Consider the following 21,636-nt stretch of genomic DNA (forward strand, 5'->3'; position numbering starts at 1 on the left):
ATTATTCTAATAAACCATTTCTCGCTTCAACCGTTAGCGGAAAGATCCGTTTCCCCTTCTGAATCAAGAAGGAAATCGTTGAGTTAAAACCAGCTAGCAAGGCTTCATCCAGAAACTGCTCGCTTAGTCTGCGAATATCGTTCACACCAGGGAAATCCCGGCCCGGCTCCATATAGTCAGCCAGACAAACGATTTTCTCCAGCTTAGTCATGCCCCGTCGCCCTGAAGTATGATACCGAATAGCATTCAGCACTTCTGAATCCGTAACACCGTATTCGTGCTCAGCTATCCAAGCACCTACAGGGGCATGCCATAATTCCTTATCGTAATAGAGCAGATCAGCAGGAAGCGACTGCTCCTGAATAACCTGTTTCATCCGCTCCGTTGGCCAGTACTTGGCTACGTCATGAAGAATAGCAGCTAGCTCAGAACGTACCGGGTCTTCGCCGAAACGCTTCGCAAGAACGATTGCCGTATCCATCACGCCCTGTGTATGGAGCCATCTTCGCTCCGGCATCTCTGCCTTTACCTTTTCGATCATTTGCTCACGATTCATACAGCTTGTGCCTCCTCATGTAGCTATACACCAAATCAGGTATAAGATATCGTGCCGAATGTCCGCCGTCCAGCTTACCGCGAATCATTGTCGAAGATATCTCGATCGCAGGCATCGGAATCAGCATGATCCGCTCCTGCAAATAGTTCGGCAAAGCCGCCAGCTGGATAGGTGTTCCGGGACGCTCCAAGCCTATGAAGGAGACCCGGGCTGCCAAATCCTCGATCTTATGCCATTCAGGCAGGTCATTAATGCGATCCGATCCGATAATATATGCGAAAGAATCATTGGGATTATGTTTCTGAAGTTCCAGAACCGTATCATAGGAGTAGCTGATTCCCCCGCGCTTCAGCTCTATATCGAGCACGCGGAAAGCGGGGTTGCTCCGTGTAGCTTCGCACACCATCTCGAAGCGATGCAATCCGCTTACACCTGGCTCATTTGCTTTGAGAGGAGGACCGTAAGAAGGAATAAACCATACCTCTTGCAGGCCGCATAGCTCACGCGCCGTTTCCGCCGCAATCAAGTGCCCGATATGGATGGGATCAAAGGTGCCCCCCATAATGCCAATCTTACTCATTCTGCGAACGCCTCCTTGAATTAAAGCACATGCGGAGCTGCCGCTTTCGCTAGCCAAACCTGGTAAGGAAGCTAGTCCCTTTGCTCAGCCATGCTCCGAACGATCAAGCCGATTTATTTGCGGGCTGCGCTCGGCAGCTCAATTTGTTTATTGTCCTTAGATTCTTTGTATAGAACAATCGTCTTGCCGATAACCTGTACAAGCTCGGCTCCGGCTGCAGCAGCGACTTCGGCTCCGATTTCTTTCGGATCGTCCAAGCAGTTGTTCAGTACGGAAACCTTAATTAGCTCCCGAGATTCGATTGCTTCTTCGATATGACGAACCAAATGATCGTTTGTGCCGCCTTTTCCTACTTGGAAGATAGGAGTCAGGTGATGAGCGAGTGATCTTAAATAACGTTTTTGTTTGCCAGTAAGCATGTGAATAGTTCCTTCTTTCATCTCGATGTTTCATTTATTTAATCCGTAATAACAAATGAATGACAGGTTATTGCTGCAGGGAGGCGAGTACCGTCTCCCGCATAGCCGCTGCCGGAGCAGGCTGGCCAGTCCAATACTCGAATGCATAAGCGCCTTGATAGATAAACATGCCGAGTCCGCCGTGAATGCGGCAGCCGCGCTGCTCAGCTTCCAGCAGAAACTTGGTTTTTAAGGGATTATAAATCAAGTCGCTTGCGACAGCATCCTGCTTCAGCCAGCTTGCATTAACCGGTGTCTCCTCGATATTCGGAAACATACCGACGGACGTCGTGTTGATGACAATATCTGCCTCCTCGCAAGCGGCTTGAAGTTCATGATGCGTGATGGCGATTATGTCTGCTGCATCTTGCAAAGAAACTGCTAGTTCCTGCGCCCGATCAAGAGAGCGGTTGGAAATAGTAATGCGAGCGGGACGCTCATTCGCTAACGCATATACGATTCCGCGGGACGCTCCGCCCGCACCAATGACGACGATGCGCTTGCCAGCCAATTCGCGTTCCGCTTCTTCCTTTAATGAACGGACATAACCGATTCCGTCCGTATTATAACCGATAAGACGTCCTTCTTCGTTTACAATCGTGTTTACCGCGCCAATCGCCTGCGCGCTGGCATCGATTTCATCAAGCACGGACATAATGTCCAGCTTATGCGGGATAGTCACGTTTACGCCGCGAATTCCCATTGCGCGCACGCCTGCAGCAAAATCCGCAATTCGATCAGACGTAACATGAAATGCCGTATATACGCCATTAATTCCCGTTTCCCGAAAGGCACGGTTCATCATGATCGGTGATTTCGAATGCCGGATCGGATTGCCGATTACGCCGAACAAGAGGGTATTGCTGTCAATCCGATTTCCTGCGCCCGCGTTCGTCACAGTAAATTCCCTCCCAGAGGCATTGTTGGACTAAATCATTGAATCACGGAGCATGACCTTAACGCCCTTTGGCGCATAAATATCAATAACAGCCCCGCCAGTTCCGTTCACTTGAATCCAGCCAAGACCAGAAATGAATACATCCTTGTTTACGCCTCGTTTGACGCGCAGCGAATGCCTCGTCCAAGCCGGAATCGTCTCAAGCTCTTCAAGTGTAGGTCCGCCAAGCAGTTGACCGCGGTGATCCGCATAAAGCTCATCAGCCCGCTCCAGCTTCGTTCGGTGCATATTGAGTGCATTAGACACGTAGAACGTGAAGGATTGGCGATCTCCCTCGACGAAATCAAAACGGACAAGACTGCCTATAAACAGCGACTGGCCTGAATTCAATTGATACACGAGCGGCTTAATCGGCTTGTCCGGCAATAGCGAGCCAAGAAAGCTGCGCGGCACAACCTCGGTCATACGCGTCGTGTATACGATTCCTGGTGTATCGATAATCGCCTTCCCATCCTCGAGCGGGATATGAACGGCATCAAGCGTCGTTCCCGGGTAACGGGAAGTAGTCAACTCGCGCTCCATATCGCTGTAGTCTCTAATAAGCCGATTAATGAGCGTTGATTTGCCTACATTAGTCGCGCCGACCACATACACATCGCGGCCGTTCCGATACTGCTCGAGCGCTTCAATAACGCGTTCGAAGCCCATATTGCGTTTCGCGCTGCATAAGACGACGTCAACGGTCCGCAAGCCCTCTTCCTTCGCTTGCTTCTGAACCCAGTTCCGCAAACGATTGACATTCATCGCTTTCGGAAGCAAGTCAATTTTGTTCACGACGAGCAGTACCGGGTTGTTGCCCACGAATCGCTGCAATCCCGAGATTAAGCTGCCTTCGAAGTCGTACAAATCGACAATATGCACTACAAGGCTATCCGTACTTCCGATGCTGCCTAGCAGCCTTAAGAAGTCATCCTGATCTACCGCTACGGATGAAGCTTCATTATAATTGCGAATACGGAAACATCTTTGGCATATAACCGGCTCCCTGCCAATTGCCGCTTCCGGCAAATAACCGGGCAATTCGACACTTTTCGTTTGCAGCGCTACACCGCAGCCTGCACATGAACCGGATGCCTGACTAAGCTGTTCTTCCATCACTTCTTTTCCCCCTCATACCATAACCCTTTTTTCCTTAAACGTACTAAAGCAAACCGTTCAATTTGGCGGTTCACTCGCGTCATTATGCCCTCATCGGCAGGTGCAATCGGCAATACGAGAATGGTATACAGTCCCATTCTGTTGCCGCCTAACACATCCGTCAGCATTTGATCGCCAATAACGACAGTATGCTCAACGGCTAAGCCGAGCACACCTAGCGCTTTCTTGAACGCTTTGCCGGCAGGCTTGCGTGCTGCGTGAATATATGGAATATTCAACGGCGCCGCAAACTTTCCAACGCGGGTTTCATTGTTGTTCGACACGATAACAACCTGGAAGCCACGTGAGCGAACATAATCAAGCCAATGCACAAGCTCAGGCGTAGCTAACGCCTCCTTGGCACCGACGAGCGTATTATCCAAATCCGTAATGATGCCGCGAACGCCTCTTGCATGCAGCTCATCTAAATTAATTTCATAAACTGTATTAACGCGCATATGCGGCAACAGCCGTTCAAACATAATGGATTCCCTCTGCTTTCTGCCTGCTATCTTACGAAACTATACCATACAAACCAAATTTGTTGCAAAAAAATACCGCTGCCAATTTCTCAGGCAGACGGTATCTGTACAAATAAAATGATCGCTCTCGGTTGATTTTCCCGAATATTCCCAGCAAGTGGGAGGACGCTTCCAATCCGTCTTTGCTGCCTAACAAAATTATTTTAATTGATCGATTAGAGATCGTACTTTGATGACGAATCGATCAGCATCTTCCGTGGATGCCATGGCAGGACTGTACTTCGCCTGCTCAAACCCGTCCAGAACTGCTTTGAAATCCTCACGAAGCCGTTTCCTGCTTTGCGACCACCGGATGACCGCTTCTCTTAACGTTTCATGCTCCTGGCGCTCCATGCCTCGCTTCTTGCAAATTCGAAGCAGTCTATGCGTCTCAATAACAATCCGATCATTTGATGTATAAGAGCCATGGCGAAGTTTTCTCCATGCTAATACAAGCTTTTGACGACGCACATAGAGCCACGCGACCGCTGCAATAGCGATGAGAGAGACGGCGCTCCACAGCCATACCTTCGAACTGGACGATGTCTCTGATTCGGCAACCGCGGCAGCATCCGTTTCTTCTGTATCCGTATCTGGCAAAACAGCGTCCTCTTCGGCAGCCATCGTATACGGAAAGCTAAACCCGGAAGTAGCCTCGAATGGAATCCAGCCGAATCCTTCGAAATATATTTCAACCCATGAATGGGCATCCGAGTTGCGAACCGTATAAGTGCCAGAACCGCTCGGGTTGACATTCTCACCCATAAATTCGCCTGGAGGTCCGTAATCGCTAACAGGAAGCACGCCTGGCGCGAACCCCTTCACCCATCTCGTTGGCAAATCCAAGCTTCGTGCCATTACAGCCATCGCGGTTGAGAAATAATCACAGTAGCCTTCTTTCAATTCAAACAAAAACTGGTCTACAAAATCAAGAGAAGCACCGGTAAGCTTCGACTGATCCGGCAGGTTGTTGTAATTGTAATTCAGCCTTAAATACGATTCCAGCAATTTTGCGCGGTCATAATCATTCGCAGCCTCTGCCGTAATATCCTTCGCGAGCTGCTTGACTCGATCCGGCAGCGTATCCGGAAGCTGCAAATAATAAGCATTGCGGGAAGCATCCGCTTCATTCGCCCAGCCTGCTTCCGCCTTCCGCAGCAATTCTTCGTCCATGACAGGCACTGAAGACGTAACGGAATAGGTTTGCGGATATTTGCGGTTCTTCATGGACCAATTCAATAATCGAAGCTCGCCGGAGTTCGCTTCCCAGCGCAGCCCTGAAGGCAGAGTAGCTTCATCATTGTCCACCCAATTCAAGGTGGTTAACGGAGCAGCGCCGAACAGGACCGGATAAACATCCTTGCGAACCATCGTCACGATTTGATCAATCTTCGTAACTCCCGCAACTGGAGCAGGGTCCAGCGCAGCAAACGCCGCACCCTTTGTGATCGGGGTTAGCGTCTCTCCGGCTTCGACATCCTTCCAGCCGCTTCCGGTATAAAGGGCCTTTGATTCCCCCCGCCAATAGCTGCGATGGGAGGTCGTTACCGTCATCATTGGCGAGTAGTCAAATTCGAAGCCGCCTCCGAGCTGATCGTCATTTCGGCTATAGCCTGAGCTCGCGTTGCCGGTTTTGCTTGGGGTTATCGATTCCGTGCCTTTATCGCCTAGAAATACTTGTACCTGCTCGCCTTTCGCTTCCTTCCAGATCGTATAAGGATCTTGAAGGAGCGGAGACAATGACGGCATGTTGAGCCCCACTGTCATCAGTACCGTCAGCACGATCGCGATGGGCAGCAAAAGCTGCAGCGGGTATTCCGCAAGCTCCTTCCAGCTCGCAGGATGTTCGCGCTCGAGTTTCGACATATGGCTCGCAACAAGCCATAGTAATCCAATGAATACAACCATACCCACTTCATCCCATAGCCAAATGGGAGTAAATGAATCTCCGATCGTCAGCAGAAGGATGTTGGTGCCAACGAAACCGATCATCCTAAACCGCGTTGTTGTCCATATCCCGAACAATACGTAAAGCAGAAGCAAGGCGGCGCTGATCCAAATAAACGGATTCAACTGTACGGCGTGGGCCTGCAGCCACCACACCCAATCCTGCCAACTCTCCGGTCTTGCGATGAGCCAATCCATCTTGACCAGCCTAGTTGTTATGATGATCGCCGCAGCTGCTTGAAGCAAAAGCTTTGCATACTTTACGCTCGCCGGCAGCAGAACATCTATCGCCGCGGCAGCGAAGAGGGTAACATACGCGATCGTGAACGTTTCTTCCCACCAATAGCCTTCGAAAAGCGTAATGGTATTAGATAGTATGATAGCAATAAAAATAAATCTTAGATTATTGAACCAATTCGATGAAAAATAGATGCCGATCGCTTTCATGAATGACTTCATGCGATGCCACTCCCTTCTAGTACAGTGGGGAGCTCTTGCAGCTGACGGATTTCGAACACGGGCCAACCACGCTCGCGCATCACATTCTTCCATGACGTATTGCCGCTAAGCTTATCGACAGCAGATGATATATGAAGCAAACATGGCGTGATGCCTTTTCGTGACAGCCACTCCATACTCTTTATTACATCAGCGCCCGTATCAGGTGTAATCACGACGGCAAAGCTGCCAGGCTCAAGAATCGTATCCGCCTGCTGCAGCGAGGAATAAAGCGGCCTAACCGCATCCGCATCCACGAAGGTCAGATGCTTCATCATGATATTCCGCTGTTCAATGCCTGATTTGGGACTAATCATCGTCAGCTTATCGCCAATGGACAGCAAGCCCATGGCTGTATCATCCTTCAAGCCATTCTCAAGCAGAGAAGCCGCAGCCGAAACCGCGAGTTCGAAACGAGTCGCCAGCTCCAATGCGTAGCCGCCGGCATATCGGTCAAGGATGACGATTGTACGCGGCAGCGACTCCCGCTCAAAGGCTTTGGATTTCCATTCCCCTGTTTTCGCAGTCGCATTCCAATGCACGCGAGATAATCGATCCCCATACAAATATTCCCGAACGCCATTGATTTGTGTCGTTTCTTTCGCTGATCGGGACGCAATGGCATGGGAATAAGGACCGCGGATGCCACGCTGAATCCCATTCCACTGCCTTAGCGGCACGGTCTGAGGCAGGACGTTAAAGACCGTTTCAGTGCCGAATTGACCGGAGTGCTCGAATAACCCAAATACGTCATAGGATAGGCATTGCGTATGCATAAAACGATATTCGCCGCGCTGCAGCGGCGGCGTTTGGTAGACGACTTGGCCGCTTCGTTTCCAATTCGGTACGAAAGATGACTCGAAAGCCAGCTTCTGCCCATTATGGCGCTGCATTTGATCTCTCACAATCACATAAGGAAGCGGGTAATAGCCTGGAATTTTCATCGAGAGCGTGACATCCAGGGAACTTCCCGCGGATAAGCTCTGTTCAAGCGCATTCGCGCTGGGAACCGTATAGGTTCTGCTGCCTGAAACCCGATTAATGCCGCTCCAGCGTCCAAGCACCAAATAGACGAGCAACAGGTTCAAAATCATATAAAGCATAAAAGCGGTTTTCCCGCCTTGAAATAAAAAATAAAACAGACTGGTCACATAAATTACGGCAACAAGCTGCCAGCGCAGCTTCTTCGATTTAGCCGCTGCCATCCGTTTAACGCTCTAGCCGAACCGGCACCTTGGTGGACTGAATCACCTGATCGATGATATCCTCCGCTTTAAGACCGTTCATTCGGGCTTCCGTGCGAAGCAAGAGTCGATGGGACAGGACAAATGGCGCCAGCTCCTTCACATCATCTGGCGTTACGAAATGGCGCTGCTGGATATAAGCGCTCGCTTTGGCTGCACGCGCAAGCGCGAGTGCCGCACGAGGGCTGGCTCCCAGCATCACGTTAGCGTGCTCTCTCGTGCCTCTGATAACGCTAACCAAATATTTGCCGACAGCATCATCAATATGGACTTTGAGCACTTGATCTTGAATATGAATCATATCTGCTATATCAATCATCGGTTGAATACGGTCTGACGGATGTATTCCTTCATTAGATAACACCATGCGCTGCTCATCGGATTCACTTGGATACCCAAGCGACAGCTTCATCATGAAGCGGTCCAGCTGAGCTTCCGGAAGCGTGTAGGTTCCTTCGAATTCAATAGGGTTCTGAGTTGCCAGCAGTACGAACGGGCGAGGAAGCTCGTATGTGTCTCCGTCTACCGTAACATGCCCCTCCTCCATGGCCTCGAGAAGCGCGGATTGCGTCTTCGTGGTTGCGCGGTTGATCTCATCCGCTAATAAGATGTTGGACATGACCGGGCCGGGCCGGAAAATAAAAGACTCTTGCTTCGGATGATAGATAGAAACACCTGTAATATCAGTTGGCAATAGATCGGGATTGCATTGGATACGGCGGAATTGTCCGCCGATTGATTTGGCTAGCGCCTTGACGAGCTGGGTCTTTCCTGTGCCGGGCACATCTTCGAGTAAAACATGTCCGCCTGCAATTACAGCGATGAGCAGCCGTTTGATTTCTTCCTCTTTGCCTAAGATACAAGTTTCTAAGTTTCGTAGAATTGTAGCACATAATTGCATGTCTGCAGGACGAATATCCATACCATTACCTCCCGAAATAACGCTTGTGTTCATGTTCAATACTACTATTTTACAGTACTACCTTTCTCCTGCACAAACTTTTTCGCTACAAAAAAAATTGGAAGATCCCACAGGATCCTCCAACTGATTCACGCTATCCGTTAGCCCTTAGGCCTAACCACCAACGCCGCCAAAAACGAAAAAATGATCGCTGCTGATATGCCGGCGCTTGTCACTTTGAAAATGCCGGATATAACGCCAATCCAGCCTTGATCATGCAGCTCCGTCAATGCGCCGTGTACAAGCGCGTTGCCGAAGCTCGTAATCGGGACGGTCGCTCCAGCACCCGCGAACTTCACCAGCGGCTCGTACAGATCAAACCCATCTACGATCGCCCCAATAACGACTAACGTTGACATCGTATGCGCCGGCGTAAGCTTCAATACGTCGAACATCAGCTGGCCGAGGACGCAAATGGCTCCACCTACTACAAAAGCCCAGAAAAAAATCATATCATCTCAACCCCCTTTTGCGCTGATCGCAACCGCATGCGCAATGCACGGAATGCTTTCGCCCTGCTGGAACGAAAGCGGAGACAGCAAAGCGCCAGTCGCGACGACCAATATCCGTTTTAATTCTCCCTTTTTAATCCGTTTCAGGAGATGCCCGTAAGTGACAACCGCAGAACAGCCGCAGCCGCTGCCTCCGGCCTGCACCTTTTGGTTCTGAACGTCATACACCATCAAGCCGCAATCGCTGAACACCGTATCATTCATCGGAACACCGTTTTGAAGCAGCAGTTTATTCGCAATCGGATGGCCAACGCCTGCCAAGTCGCCCGTAACGATGAGATCGTAGTCACTAGGCGTTCGTCCCGTATCATTAAAGTGAGCTTGGATCGTATCCACTGCTGCTGGTGCCATCGCCGCGCCCATGTTGAACGGATCGGTTATTCCCAAATCAATCACTTTCCCGATCGTCGCACATTCAACGACCGGGCCGTCGCCTTCTGCCGCAACGACAGCTGCACCGGCTCCGGTTACCGTATACTGAGCCGTGGGCGGTTTCTGCGAGCCATATTCAGTCGGATATCGGAATTGCTTCTCCGCGGTACAATTGTGGCTGCAGGTTCCTGCAAGCACATGGGTAGCTGATCCCGAATTAACGAACAAGGAAGCAAGCGCCAACGTCTCCATTGAAGTGGAGCAGGCACCGAATACGCCGATATACGGAACGCCGAGAGAGCGTGCCGCGAAGCTGTTGCTAATAATTTGGTTCATTAAATCTCCGCCGATATAGAATTGAAGCTGATCGCGCTCTATGCCTGCATTTTGAATGGCGAATTCAGAAGCTTGCTCGAGAAGAAGCCGCTCCGCCTTCTCCCAGCTTTTCTGCTGCATGTCGAGCTCGGGATGTATGAGGTCGAAGTCAGATGCAAGCGGCCCTTCCCCTTCATCAGGACCCACAACCGTTGCTTCGCCGATAATAACGGGCCGTTTCTCGAACCACCAGGATTGTTTCCCACGCAGCATTTTACTGACCCCCAGTACCTAGTATGAGATGCGCGATTCCGACGAAAAATGCAGCTACCGTTCCGTACACAATAACCGATCCGGCAAGCTTGAACATATTGCCGCCAACCCCAAGCACGAGACCCTCGCTTCGATGCTCCAAGGCTGCAGAGCACATGGAGTTGGCAAAGCCCGTAACGGGAACAGCAGATCCGGCTCCCGCCCACTGCGCGATTTTGTCATAAACGCCTAGGCTAGTGAGTATAACCGAAATCAGAATCAACGTAGCAACGGTTGGATTGCTAGCCGCTTCCTGGCTCATCCCCATCAAATGAACAAACATCTCTTGTATGGCTTGTCCGATCACGCATATTGCTCCTCCAAACACGAAAGCCTTCAAGCAATTTCCCAGAATAGATCTCGGAGGCTCCATCGTTTTCGCAAATGATTGATACTCCTTAGGTGACATCGTCATTTTTTTATATTGATTGCGGCTTTTGCTTTTTGTAGCCACTGCGCCATCCTCCTTTTCGGTACGGCTTCCCTTGGCGCTCTAGCGCAGAGTTCCGTAAACACGTTGCTTTCTTCTCATTCATTATTTGTAATAGCAGGAAGCAATATTCCAGCAAAAAAAAGGATTGTCCATGGCGCTAGCAAACGCCGGGGACAATCCTTTTTCAAATCCAAATTGCGAACAAAAGAAGAACGAGAAGTACGTATAAAACAAGCATGAGAATACTCAGATATCGACGATGCCGCCTCTTCGACACGAATGTTTCTCCCTTCATACCGGGCATTTATCTATAGCATATGCCAAACACCCAGTACCAGAGCAAGTCCTAGCCTCACAATTTCAGGAATTTAACCCTCAATAATCATAACGCCTTTGGCAGCAAGTTGATAAACTCCGCTGACCACCTCGCCGGATAGAAGCTCAGGACGCGGCTGTGCGCCCAGGTCAACCTCTGCTTCGTCTGCATTGTGGTTTAGAACAAATGTATACGCTTTGCCGTCTTTGCTTCTGCGTGTAACCTCAACGCCGCTAGGTGTGACAAGCAGCGGCTCAATGCCTTTGTCCTTGCAAATATTAGCGATTAATGATTGAAGGAAATGCTGATCCGGACTGGAGGCGATATACCATGCCTCGCCTTCGCCGAATTTATTAACGGTCACGGCAGGCATGCCTTTATAGAAATCAGATCCATATTCCGCAACGACCTCAGCACCCTCGGAATGAATCAAGTCGCATAACAGGCTGCATGTATATGTGCCGCTAAGAGCGCCATCAACCTTTTTCATTACGATTTGGTTCTGTTGGCCTGGCAGCAAGGCATCGATTTCTTCGGCCCAAATACCAAGCACCTTACGCAGCTTGCCAGGATAGCCGCCCGTTGTAACGAGATCATTCTCATTCACGATTCCGCTAAAGAACGTTGTGATAAAGGTCCCCCCGCGCGCCACGAAAGCCTCAACCTTCTCGGCAAAACCAGGCTTGATCATATACATAACCGGTGCAATAACCAAATCATATTGGTCCAGCTGTTCTTCCACGCTGATCATGTCGGTCTGAACGTTCAGCTCGAACAAAGCGTCATAATATTTATGAACCTCGTCCACGTACTTAAGCGCAATGCTCGGGCCGCTCGAGAGCTCAACCGCCCATCGGTTCTCCCAATCGAATACGATCGCTGCTTTGGCGTCAATACGCGAATCGAGCAGCTTGTCTTGGAGCTGCGTAAGCTCGCGTCCAAGCTCCGCGCATTCCCGGAACACGCGAGTATGCTCGTGACCCACATGCTCGATAACGGCACCGTGGTATTTCTCGCATGCCCCGATCGATCTGCGCAGCTGGAAGAACATGACCGTGTCCGCACCGTGCGCTACGGCTTGGTAGCTCCACAAACGCATAACGCCTGGCCGCTTCAACGCATTATAGGCTTGCCAGTTCTGCTGGCTTGGGGTCTGCTCCATCAGCATAAACGGCTGTCCGCTTTTAAGTCCGCGCATCAAGGCATGCGTCATCGCTGTGTAGCTTACAGGCGTGTCGATGGAAGGGTAATTGTCCCATGAGATCACGTCCATATGCTTCGCCCATTTGAAATAATCAAGCTCGGGGTACGTGCCCATCATATTGGTCGTAATTTGAATATCCGGTGAATATTTGCGAATTTCTTTATATTCAATCAAATAGCAGTCGAGCAGCGCATCCGATTGAAACCTGCGGTAATCAAGCGAGATGCTTTGAAAATTCGTACGGTTGCCGCCCCATTCCTCGCTCAGCGCATTCGGAGGAACAATCTCGTCCCAATCGTAGAACGTATGCCCCCAGAAGCTCGTATACCAAGCTTTATTAAGCTGTTCAATCGTGCTGTAACGCTTTTGCAGCCATGCTTGGAACGCCTCAGCGCAGTTGTCGCAATAACAATAGCCGCCATACTCATTGGAAATATGCCAAGCGACAAGAGCAGGATGATCCTTGTAGCGTTCTGCCAGCTTGCCAGCAATAAGCTGTGAATATTTGCGGTATGCGGGACTGCTCGGGCAGGAGTTGTGACGACCGCCGAATTTGCGCTTGCGTCCTTCGTAATCGACCCGAGTCACATCTGGGTACCGCTTCGCCATCCATGCAGGATGAGCGCCTGTGCTTGTAGCCAGACATACTGCAATACCGTCTCCATGCAAGCGGTCAATGATGCGATCAAGCTCAGCGAAATCATAGGTTTCTTCATTCGGTTGAATCTTTGCCCACGAGAAAACGTTAACGGTAGCCACGTCGATATCCGCCAGCTTGAACATCCGAAGATCCTCAGTCATCGTTTCGTCATCCCATTGCTCGGGATTGTAATCCCCGCCATACCATATTTTTGGAAGTTTATTATGTATCATGTTGTTGTCCTTCTCCTCTCAACCTTTGCGTAATAAGAACGAGGGAAGAGAGCCCATGTAATGAGCCCTCCCCTTCCTTGCTATTTTAAACTTATTTGGACCAAAGCGCTACGCGGTCCTTCACCATTTTCGTGAACTCAGCATTTAGTTTATCAACGCCGGCATCATCTAGATCTTTCAAGAATGCATCGTAGATTTTGTCGAAGTCCGCCGGTTTAGCTAGAATAGCTTCTGGAATGCGTTTTTTCATGATATCTTGCGTTTTTTGGAAAATAACGTTGGCTTGTGAGCCTGTTTCGAATGGAAGCGTCCAAGCTGCGCCGTATTTACGCTCTGGGAATGCATCGTCAGCAGGCCACAGATCTTTGTATGTTGTTGCATTGTATTTCGCAAGCGTCTTTTTGTCTTCTTCGGAATAAGCCGTTTGGATTTGTTCCGGGAATGTTGTTGTATAGTAATTGCCAGAAGGATCCTTCACGCCATCGCCGTAACGAGCGGATAGCAAGTAGTTGCCAATACCCGTTGTTTTCTTGAACGTGTTGTTGTCATTCGATTTCTGCGCTTGAATATCTTCAGGAATGACACGTTTACCGTCCACTACATTGTAATGCTTGCCTTCGATACCCCAGTTAACAAGTACTTGACCTTCATCGGAAGCAAGATAATCAAGGAACTTGATTAAACGTTCAGGATCTTTAGCATCCTTCGTAATACCAATGCCGTAGCCGGCAATATAACCCGTGCCTTGGAAAGAGTGATCTTGGAACGTGTCATTCAATGTTACAGGGAAACGAGCATAGGTAGCTTTAAAGTTGCCTGCAGCTTTCAATGCGTTTTGCGCATCGCCATAATCCCAATCTTGGTCAATTAGACCAAGAACGCGGCCAGAAGCGACTTTTGCTTTGTATTGATCATATTTTTGAACGAAGCTTTCCTTGTCAAGCAAGCCGATATCGTTCATGTGGTTCAACCAACGGAAGTATTCTCTTTCTTCTGGACGCTGGTAATGCATAATTGCTTCATGTGTATCTTGGTTTACGTAGAACTCGCCATCATCCGGAGCGCCCGTTGCATAGAAAGCAGGGTTCGTTACGGAAATCAGGATTTGCCATTCGCCGCCATTTAGGGACATACCGATTGTCGGTTGACCGTCTGCCGTTTTCGGGTTTTTCTCGATGTAAGCTTTAATGGCTGCTTCGTAATCTTGAACCGTTTTGATTTCTGGGTATCCAGCTGCTTCGAGCACTTGGTGCTGCAGTTGGAAGCCGCCGCCTGCTTCGAAATACGTTTGGCCTACACCGCCAGAAGGAAGTGTATAAATCGCATCGTCATCCTCGCTCCAGCGAAGACGGTTGAAATATTCGCCATACACTTTTTTGATGTTAGGACCAAACTCTTCAATTAGGGGACGAAGGTCGATCAATGCGCCTGCATCAACCAATTTGCCTGCGCTGCCTTTCGGCATAACTAGGTCTGGATACTCATCGCTTGCTACCATAAGTGCGAACATCTCTGCATCCGTACCGCCTACAGGAAATTCCTGTTTCATCGTGATGCCTGTTTTTTCCTGAATGAATTTGCCTGTTTCGGACTGCATATCATCCCAGTTGGCATTGATATCGCCGGAAGCTACACGGATTGTAATCGGTTCAGCCGCTTCGCCCTCGTTTGTAGCATTGGTTGCTCCATTTGTTGAACCCGTGTTCGAGCCGCCTTCATTATTCGAATTGCCACATGCGGTGACGAATACGAATACAAGTGCCAACATCAAGCTTAGCGCCATTTGCATCTTTCTTTTCATTGCTGTAAGCCTCCCTTTTTTTCTTGAGCGTGATGTACATGTATATAACAGGAAATCTGCTATTACCAAGATTAGCTTTTTACTGCTCCTAATGTCATACCCTTCACGAAATACTTTTGAAGGAACGGATACACCATGAGAATCGGAATGGTGACCACAATCGTAATCGCCATCTTGATGGATTCCGGCGAAACGGCAGAAATAGCTTGCTGTGCGTTCGGATCGCGGTAGTTGTTGCCCGTTTGCGTCGACAACAGCACCTTCATCAGCTCATACTGGAGCGTCGTATTCTCAGGACTCCGGTTGTTGAACAGATACGTGTCAAACCATGAGTTCCAATGGCCAACCGCAATAAACAAAGCGATCGTTGCAAGTACCGGCTGGCATAGCGGAAGAATAACCTTCCAGAATATCGTCCAGTCGTTTGCACCGTCGATTTTGGCGGATTCCTGAAGTGCATAGGGAAGTCCGTCAATGTAGGAGCGGACAACGAACACGTTCCACACACTGAGAAGCGCAGGAATGATGTACACAGAGAACGTGCCGATCAAACCTAAGTTTTTCATAAGAAGGAAGCCTGGGATTAGTCCGCCTGTGAAATACATCGTAAGAGCGAACGCCACTGACATCCATCTTCTTGCCTGGAAATCAGGACGGCTGAGCGTATAAGCCATCATCGAAGCGGATAATACGCCGATTGCCGTACCGATTACCGTGCGCAGCACCGAGTTTTTAAAGCCGACTAGCAGTCCGTCGAAACCGAATATCGTTTCGTAGTTTTTGAGCGTAAATTCACGAGGGTATATCGTAATGCCGCCCCTTACCGTATCCACAGAATCATTGAATGATATAGCGAGCACGTTAAGAAACGGATATAACGTCACAATGGCAACAATCGTCATAAAAATGTAAATGAAGGTATCGAATACTTTATCGCCTGTATTTCTTCTCATCGTTCCTTGCATATGCGTTTCCTCCTATATGATTGATTCTTTGGTGACTCGTTTGTATATGCCGTTCGCGATAAACACGAGCAGGATGCTGACGACGGAGTTAAATATGCCGATTGCCGTACCATACGAATATCGGCTCATTTGAATACCGTACTTGAGCGCATACAGATCGAGCACCTCTGAATAATCAGATACGAGAGGATTGCCTAGCAAAAATTGCTTTTCGAAGCCTATGCTGACCAAATGCCCTATCGAAAGGATGAATAAAACCATGAAGGTTGTCCGAATGCCCGGAAGCGTAATATGCCACATTTTGCGAAAGCGTCCTGCGCCGTCAACCGTTGAAGCCTCATAAAGCTCTGGATCGATGCCTGACATTGCGGCAAGGAAGATAATCGAATTCCAGCCCATCTCTTTCCACAAATCGGACAACGTAACGATGCTCCAGAACCATTCGCCCTTTGCCATGAATTGAATCGGCGAGTCAATAATATTCAAATATATGAGTAATTGATTGACCGCGCCGCCATCCGTGGACAGCATCTTGGATACTAGACCCGCGACGACTACCCAGGATACAAAGTGAGGCAAATAGGAAATCGTTTGAACGGAACGCTTGAAGAACTGTCCTCTCATTTCGTTCAGCAAGAGTGCGAAAATGACCGGAATCGTAAAGCTGACGACCAATCCCATCGTACTCATTGCCAGCGTATTACGCAAAACGATATAAAACCTTTCGTCTTGAAACAGCTCTATGAAATTATCGAGCCCGACCCATTTTTGATTAAAAATGGAATCCTTCGGTTTATAGTTTTGAAAGGCAGTCAACCATCCCCATACCGGCACGTAGCTGAATATGAATATCCAAAGGACGAACGGCAATGACATCATGTACAAGTAACGCTGTTGAAAAGCCCTGGACCAAAATCGATTCTTTTTGTTTGCTAAACCTGTTTGCTGGTTACCATCTGTTAGCGGTTTCATCGCTGTTCCTCCTATTGTTTTTGCTTCGGGCAAAAACATCTTTCGTAAGCAACCTCTATGTCTGTGTAGCTTACCCTCTCTTATCTGTACTTATCATAAACGATGAGTCCTACTCTCTTGCACCCAGTAAATTCGTTCTAAAATCATATCAAAATAAGCACTTTCAAGCGCTTTCATAACCATTGGTTACTATAGACCATATAAAAACGTCTATATCTATTGCTCCCGCATTGGAGCAACGATATAGACGCAATAAAGTGAAGTATCGGATGTTTGGACTTCCACTCAGCTATTCTGATTGCGATTTGCCTGAAATGCTTTTATAGGAAGAAGGAGAAACACCCTTATATTTTTTGAATTTGCTGTGGAAATAATCAACGTTCGCGTATCCAACCCGTTCAGATACCTGATGAACCTTCAAGCCCTCCTGCAGGAGCTCGATCGCATGCTGAATGCGTACCTGATCCAAATACGTATTAAAATGCTCGCCGGTATAGTTTTTGAACATTTTGCCCAGATAGCCGCTATTGTAATTAAATAGGTCAGCCAACGTTTCCAGTTTAATATTCTCGCTATAATGCCTTTCGATAAAGTCCGTCATCTGCTTCATCACAGACAGACTGTCAGACTTCCCGATCTTCGCCGTCAAATCAGCCAAACGCTGTTGAAGCTGGACGAGCATTTCCTGATTATGATGCGCCAGATAGAGCGCCGTGATCATGGACAGATCCTCCTGCATGGAGACTTGAGGATTGGATAATGCGGCTTTATTCAGGACGATTGTTAATAGCTGAGCCCAGCTCGATTTGATGAATTGCTCAGAAGCATCATAGGCGCATATTTGATCGGCTGCGTTCTGAATCGCTTGGCCCGCGCCCTCTATATTCCCGATATCGATCATATAATAGAGCTTCTGAGCTAATGCCTCGAGGGATAGCTCCTCTCTATTTTCGGAGACGCTCACCATTGCATCCTCTGCCCGACCAGCCAAATGGATTTGCTGTCCCTGCAGCATGAAACGCCGTTTTAATACGTTTCTCACTGCCGGAATGGAGGCAAGAAGCTCATTCGGCTCGCGCACGGGTTCCGATGCAACCGCTACGAATCTCACTTTCGAACCGCAGCATTCTTCAATCCATTGCTTCATCTGCTCGCGCGATCCGTCCTGCAGCAAATAATCCTTCAGCAGCAAGCCTACGTATGGCTCAGCTGAGAACGCCCAGCCGAGCTGCTTCTGCGACATCCGGTCTGCGAGCTTCTTTTTGAGGGTTGCATTCATTGTCAATGAATGCTCTCTGCTATAAAGCTCGATGAGCAGCATTTGATAATATTTGGCCGGTTCTCCCAATAAAGCTTTGAATTCCGCATTCCGGGCAGCGTCTGCGTCAAGCTTGCCTGCGGCAAGCTGCTGCAGCATTTCTTCACGAAGCAGGACCGTTGTCTGCTCGGAATTGTGCTTCTGCTCTGTCCGGCTTACAAGTTGATTCGCGATTCGTTCCACATAGCTCTCCAGCTCATCCTCATCAATCGGCTTCAATATATACCCGTCCACCTGATGAGCGATCGCCTGCTTGGCATAATTAAACTCGGCGTAGCCGCTCAATATTAAGAAATGGCAGATGATATCCTTTTTTCTTATTTCCTCGATGGCTTGGAGCCCATCCATGCCAGGCATCCGAATATCGATCAAGATCAAATCTGGAGCAAGCGCTGCATGCTTTTCTATCGCCTCACGGCCGTTTGACGCTGTTCCTACGACCGAGAATCCGTATTTATTCCAGTCTACCAAGGTTTGAAGCCCTTCTCGGATCATCGGCTCATCGTCGACAATTAGTACCTTATGCAAATGAATGACCCCCTATCGGAATTTCAAAAGTGATGCGTGTACCGGCTCCTAGCTCACTTGTCAAGGTTAAGCCTACGCCCTCCCCATAAATCATGACGAGCCGTTGATGGACGTTGCGCAGCCCTATTCGGTATTCCTCATCCTCTTCCATATCATGTAGCGACGCCTTGATTTCATTGATCTTCATTTCGCTAATCCCAACGCCATTGTCCGAAACCTCGACACGCAGCTTCTGGTCGATCAACTGCGTCGTTAGCAAAACAAAGCCTCCCTCGGCAATATTCTCTAGTCCGTGTACGACCGCATTCTCGATAAGCGGTTGAATAATAAGCGGCGGAACTTCAATGTCCTGACCTGTGGGATCCACTTCCAGACGGAAGGTCAACCGGTCATTGCCATATCTGAACTTCTGAATTTCCAAGTAGCAGCGGACAATCTCAAGCTCGTCCTTCAAAGCAATCTTGCGCGTGCCGATCTCTAGGTTGCGACGGATCATTTTGCCAAGCATGCGAACGATCGAGGATATTTCCGTCTCGCCTTTAATATGCGCTTTCATGCGTATCGATTCGAGCGCGTTGAATAAGAAATGCGGATTAATCTGGCTCGCCATCATCTTCAGCTTGATTTCCTTCTGCCGCAGTTGAAGCTGTGCCTGCTGCTTGTGCGATTCAGAAACCTCGTCCATCAAGCCCCGTATGCTGACTACCATGTTATTGAATTGCTTCGAGAGAATACCGATCTCATCATTGCCGGTTACATGCGATATAACGTTCAAATCGCCCATCGCCACTTTGTTCATATCCTTGTTCAGCACCAGCATGCGCTTCGCTAGGATCGACGAGAAGATATAAATGAGAATAAACGCGATAACAAGGCTAAGCATAATAATGCCAAAACCAAGAAGGCTGATGCGGTTAGCTCCGCTTACGATGCTGTCGATGGTAAATACGGATACGATTTTTAAACCGTTTCGGCTGGAATCGGGCATAAGATCCTCAATAACGATCTTTGATGGCTTTCCATCATATTTAAACGCATAGGTCCCCTCTGCCTTATCCGTTAATTGGCTGGCGAAGTCCAAGTCATCAATATTTTTTCCGATCCAATCCGGGTTTTTTGCAGCAACCATAAAGCCATGGTCATCAATAATCATCGTATCAAACGGCTCTTGGCTGACCATTGCGTTTAATTCGACTTGATTCACGCCAATGACGAGCACGCCATTGGTCCGATATGTGGGAAATGTGATTTTTCGGATCAAGCTCAAATAATTGCGGTTATTTTTCGTTTCGTCACCAATATAGCCCCAGTGGATGCCTTCCTCTCCTTGTGCGGATTGATACCACGGCTTCTCTTTTATCGCATCAGTAACCTTAAGAAACTCCCAGTTGTCTAAGATCGTCATATTCGTCGTATAGAATCGGATATTGTAAATCTCACTATACAATTGAATGTAATCCCGGAAATCACGATAATCCCAAAAAGCCTTCACGACTTCAAAGGTCGAATCGTATTGGGTATTGACAACGTTCGTTAACCGGCTATCAACGAGCAACTTGTCCGAAATTTCGATCGGCATCCGAATGATATCGAACGTCTGCTTCTTTATCCGTTCCACGTTGTTCGTAATTTGCTGAGTGGCTTGATCCAGCACGTTTTGGCGAAAAGCGACGGTCAAGAAAATGCCTACGATCAGCACCGGCACGAATACGACGAGAATAAATGAAATAATCAGCTTTTTTTTGATACGGATATTGTCCATGCTAAGTGCAAGCGCTCTGATGCTATTCATCATGCAGGCTGCTCCTCCTTCATCAAGGAAAGCGTTTACTTTTATTCGCGTTCATTTGAAGCATCCTATATTATAAAGCGGGGGAAGACGCATTCATACATAATTTATTCGTTATTTTATCATATAACAATTAGACATATGCGAAACCTTGCTTGCCCATAGCAAAAACCGCCCTGAATCAGAGCGGAATCCGGTATTCAGAGTGAACCTCTACAATATGCTCGCCTTGATTATAAACCCACTTGAATGCGAAAGTTTCGCCGGCATAGCCCGTACGGCTGCGTATATCCGGAAGAATGACGGATTCAAAATTGTCCCTAATCGCCTTTTCCATAAGGATGAAGCGTTCTTTATTCTGCTCAGCCAGCACTTCCGCCTCTTCATCCGATTGCGCGGTTTGGAGAAAATAAGCCACTGCGATATCCAGACCTCTAATGTTCTCCGGCAGCGCGTGCGGGGAGCCTCGAAAAATCTCCTTCACCGTTTCAATCCAATCGTTGTACAAATTCAATTCGATTCCACTGACCACAACGTTTCCCCCCACCAAGTTGAAATGCTATGTTCAAGGATAATGAATGCCATCCAAAATTGCAAACTGCACATTTAAATATTCTTCCGATCCTCCTTGCTCAGGGATTCCTTTGAATCAACGAGGATAGGATGGAATCCCTTCACAAAAACGACCGCTGACGCTTCTCCAGAATCATTTAAATGCTCCGTACATCGATGCAATATACCCGTAGTTATTTAGGCTTAACGCCAAACTGCACATATAAATATTCTTCCGATCGCCATCGCTCAGGGATTCCATTGAATCAACGAGGAAAGGTTGGAATCCCTTCACAAAAACGACCGCTGACGCTTCTCCAGAATCATTTACATGCTCCGTTTACCATCAATTGCTAAAGAAATCAGCAAGAGACCAAAATCAAAAACAAGCGTTGCAGAATAGCCCTCTGCAACGCTTGTTTAATGCGCATTTTTTCTTGTTTTCGATAGTGCGAGCTACTTTTTCAAGGAGCGCCCCCCTTTTGAGTCAACCCCTACCTATGAACCATTCCTT

19 protein-coding genes are annotated in these 21,636 nt (G+C 48.4%); all 19 read right to left on the reverse strand.

Translation table 11 applies throughout. The features are described 5' to 3' along the window. Position 1 precedes the first annotated feature (1 nt). The 19 genes from yqeK to FHS16_RS15485 all read right to left on the reverse strand — a co-directional run bounded on the left by yqeK (position 2) and on the right by FHS16_RS15485 (position 21,102). Positions 2-556 (reverse strand): bis(5'-nucleosyl)-tetraphosphatase (symmetrical) YqeK, encoded by a 555-nt coding sequence (gene yqeK / locus FHS16_RS15395; RefSeq protein WP_183563972.1) that lies wholly within the window; start codon positions 554-556, stop codon positions 2-4. Beyond that, complete coding sequence (nadD, locus tag FHS16_RS15400) at positions 546-1,136, reverse strand: nicotinate-nucleotide adenylyltransferase (RefSeq protein ID WP_183563975.1); 591 nt, start codon at positions 1,134-1,136, stop codon at positions 546-548. Before nadD ends, yqeK begins: the two co-directional genes overlap by 11 nt. Before the next feature lie 113 nt (positions 1,137-1,249). Beyond that, positions 1,250-1,555, reverse strand: coding sequence for a ribosome assembly RNA-binding protein YhbY (gene yhbY, locus FHS16_RS15405; RefSeq protein WP_183563978.1), 306 nt, complete (start codon positions 1,553-1,555; stop codon positions 1,250-1,252). Between the two features lie 67 nt (positions 1,556-1,622). Further along, the gene (aroE, locus tag FHS16_RS15410) at positions 1,623-2,492 is read right to left on the reverse strand and encodes a shikimate dehydrogenase (protein WP_312890920.1); all 870 of its coding nucleotides are present in this window, start codon (positions 2,490-2,492) and stop codon (positions 1,623-1,625) included. 30 nt (positions 2,493-2,522) lie between these two features. Next, complete coding sequence (gene yqeH / locus FHS16_RS15415) at positions 2,523-3,647, reverse strand: ribosome biogenesis GTPase YqeH (protein WP_183564228.1); 1,125 nt, start codon at positions 3,645-3,647, stop codon at positions 2,523-2,525. Further along, positions 3,647-4,171, reverse strand: coding sequence for a YqeG family HAD IIIA-type phosphatase (locus tag FHS16_RS15420; protein WP_183563981.1), 525 nt, complete (start codon positions 4,169-4,171; stop codon positions 3,647-3,649). Before FHS16_RS15420 ends, yqeH begins: the two co-directional genes overlap by 1 nt. A gap of 198 nt (positions 4,172-4,369) precedes the next feature. Then, entirely contained in the window at positions 4,370-6,616 is a 2,247-nt protein-coding gene (locus tag FHS16_RS15425) for a DUF4129 domain-containing transglutaminase family protein (protein ID WP_183563984.1), read from the reverse strand. Beyond that, complete coding sequence (locus tag FHS16_RS15430; protein WP_183563987.1) at positions 6,613-7,860, reverse strand: DUF58 domain-containing protein; 1,248 nt, start codon at positions 7,858-7,860, stop codon at positions 6,613-6,615. Before FHS16_RS15430 ends, FHS16_RS15425 begins: the two co-directional genes overlap by 4 nt. A gap of 4 nt (positions 7,861-7,864) precedes the next feature. Continuing rightward, entirely contained in the window at positions 7,865-8,821 is a 957-nt protein-coding gene (locus FHS16_RS15435) for an AAA family ATPase (protein WP_183563990.1), read from the reverse strand. A gap of 140 nt (positions 8,822-8,961) precedes the next feature. Then, positions 8,962-9,312, reverse strand: a complete 351-nt coding sequence (gene spoVAE / locus FHS16_RS15440) for a stage V sporulation protein AE (protein ID WP_183563992.1) — start codon at positions 9,310-9,312, stop codon at positions 8,962-8,964. Between the two features lie 6 nt (positions 9,313-9,318). Continuing rightward, positions 9,319-10,332, reverse strand: coding sequence for a stage V sporulation protein AD (gene spoVAD, locus FHS16_RS15445; protein ID WP_183563994.1), 1,014 nt, complete (start codon positions 10,330-10,332; stop codon positions 9,319-9,321). A gap of 1 nt (position 10,333) precedes the next feature. Beyond that, positions 10,334-10,825, reverse strand: coding sequence for a stage V sporulation protein AC (gene spoVAC / locus FHS16_RS15450; RefSeq protein ID WP_312890922.1), 492 nt, complete (start codon positions 10,823-10,825; stop codon positions 10,334-10,336). A gap of 347 nt (positions 10,826-11,172) precedes the next feature. After that, on the reverse strand, positions 11,173-13,197 hold the full coding sequence (locus FHS16_RS15455; protein WP_183563998.1) for a beta-galactosidase: 2,025 nt from the start codon (positions 13,195-13,197) through the stop codon (positions 11,173-11,175). Between the two features lie 91 nt (positions 13,198-13,288). Next, positions 13,289-14,998 carry an ABC transporter substrate-binding protein gene (locus FHS16_RS15460; RefSeq protein WP_183564001.1) on the reverse strand — a complete coding sequence of 570 codons (1,710 nt, stop codon included), beginning with the start codon at positions 14,996-14,998 and terminating at the stop codon, positions 13,289-13,291. 71 nt (positions 14,999-15,069) lie between these two features. Beyond that, the gene (locus FHS16_RS15465; RefSeq protein ID WP_183564004.1) at positions 15,070-15,963 is read right to left on the reverse strand and encodes a carbohydrate ABC transporter permease; all 894 of its coding nucleotides are present in this window, start codon (positions 15,961-15,963) and stop codon (positions 15,070-15,072) included. A gap of 12 nt (positions 15,964-15,975) precedes the next feature. Further along, the gene (locus tag FHS16_RS15470) at positions 15,976-16,935 is read right to left on the reverse strand and encodes an ABC transporter permease (protein WP_183564007.1); all 960 of its coding nucleotides are present in this window, start codon (positions 16,933-16,935) and stop codon (positions 15,976-15,978) included. A 289-nt stretch (positions 16,936-17,224) separates the two neighbouring features. Continuing rightward, complete coding sequence (locus tag FHS16_RS15475) at positions 17,225-18,781, reverse strand: response regulator transcription factor (protein WP_183564010.1); 1,557 nt, start codon at positions 18,779-18,781, stop codon at positions 17,225-17,227. Beyond that, positions 18,774-20,576 carry a sensor histidine kinase gene (locus tag FHS16_RS15480; RefSeq protein ID WP_246431765.1) on the reverse strand — a complete coding sequence of 601 codons (1,803 nt, stop codon included), beginning with the start codon at positions 20,574-20,576 and terminating at the stop codon, positions 18,774-18,776. The genes FHS16_RS15475 and FHS16_RS15480 overlap by 8 nt, the downstream gene beginning before the upstream one ends. Before the next feature lie 175 nt (positions 20,577-20,751). After that, complete coding sequence (locus FHS16_RS15485; RefSeq protein WP_183564013.1) at positions 20,752-21,102, reverse strand: hypothetical protein; 351 nt, start codon at positions 21,100-21,102, stop codon at positions 20,752-20,754. Between the last annotated feature and the right edge of the window lie 534 nt (positions 21,103-21,636).

The sequence above is a fragment of the Paenibacillus endophyticus genome (assembly GCF_014192395.1).
Lineage (GTDB): Bacteria > Bacillota > Bacilli > Paenibacillales > Paenibacillaceae > Pristimantibacillus > Pristimantibacillus endophyticus.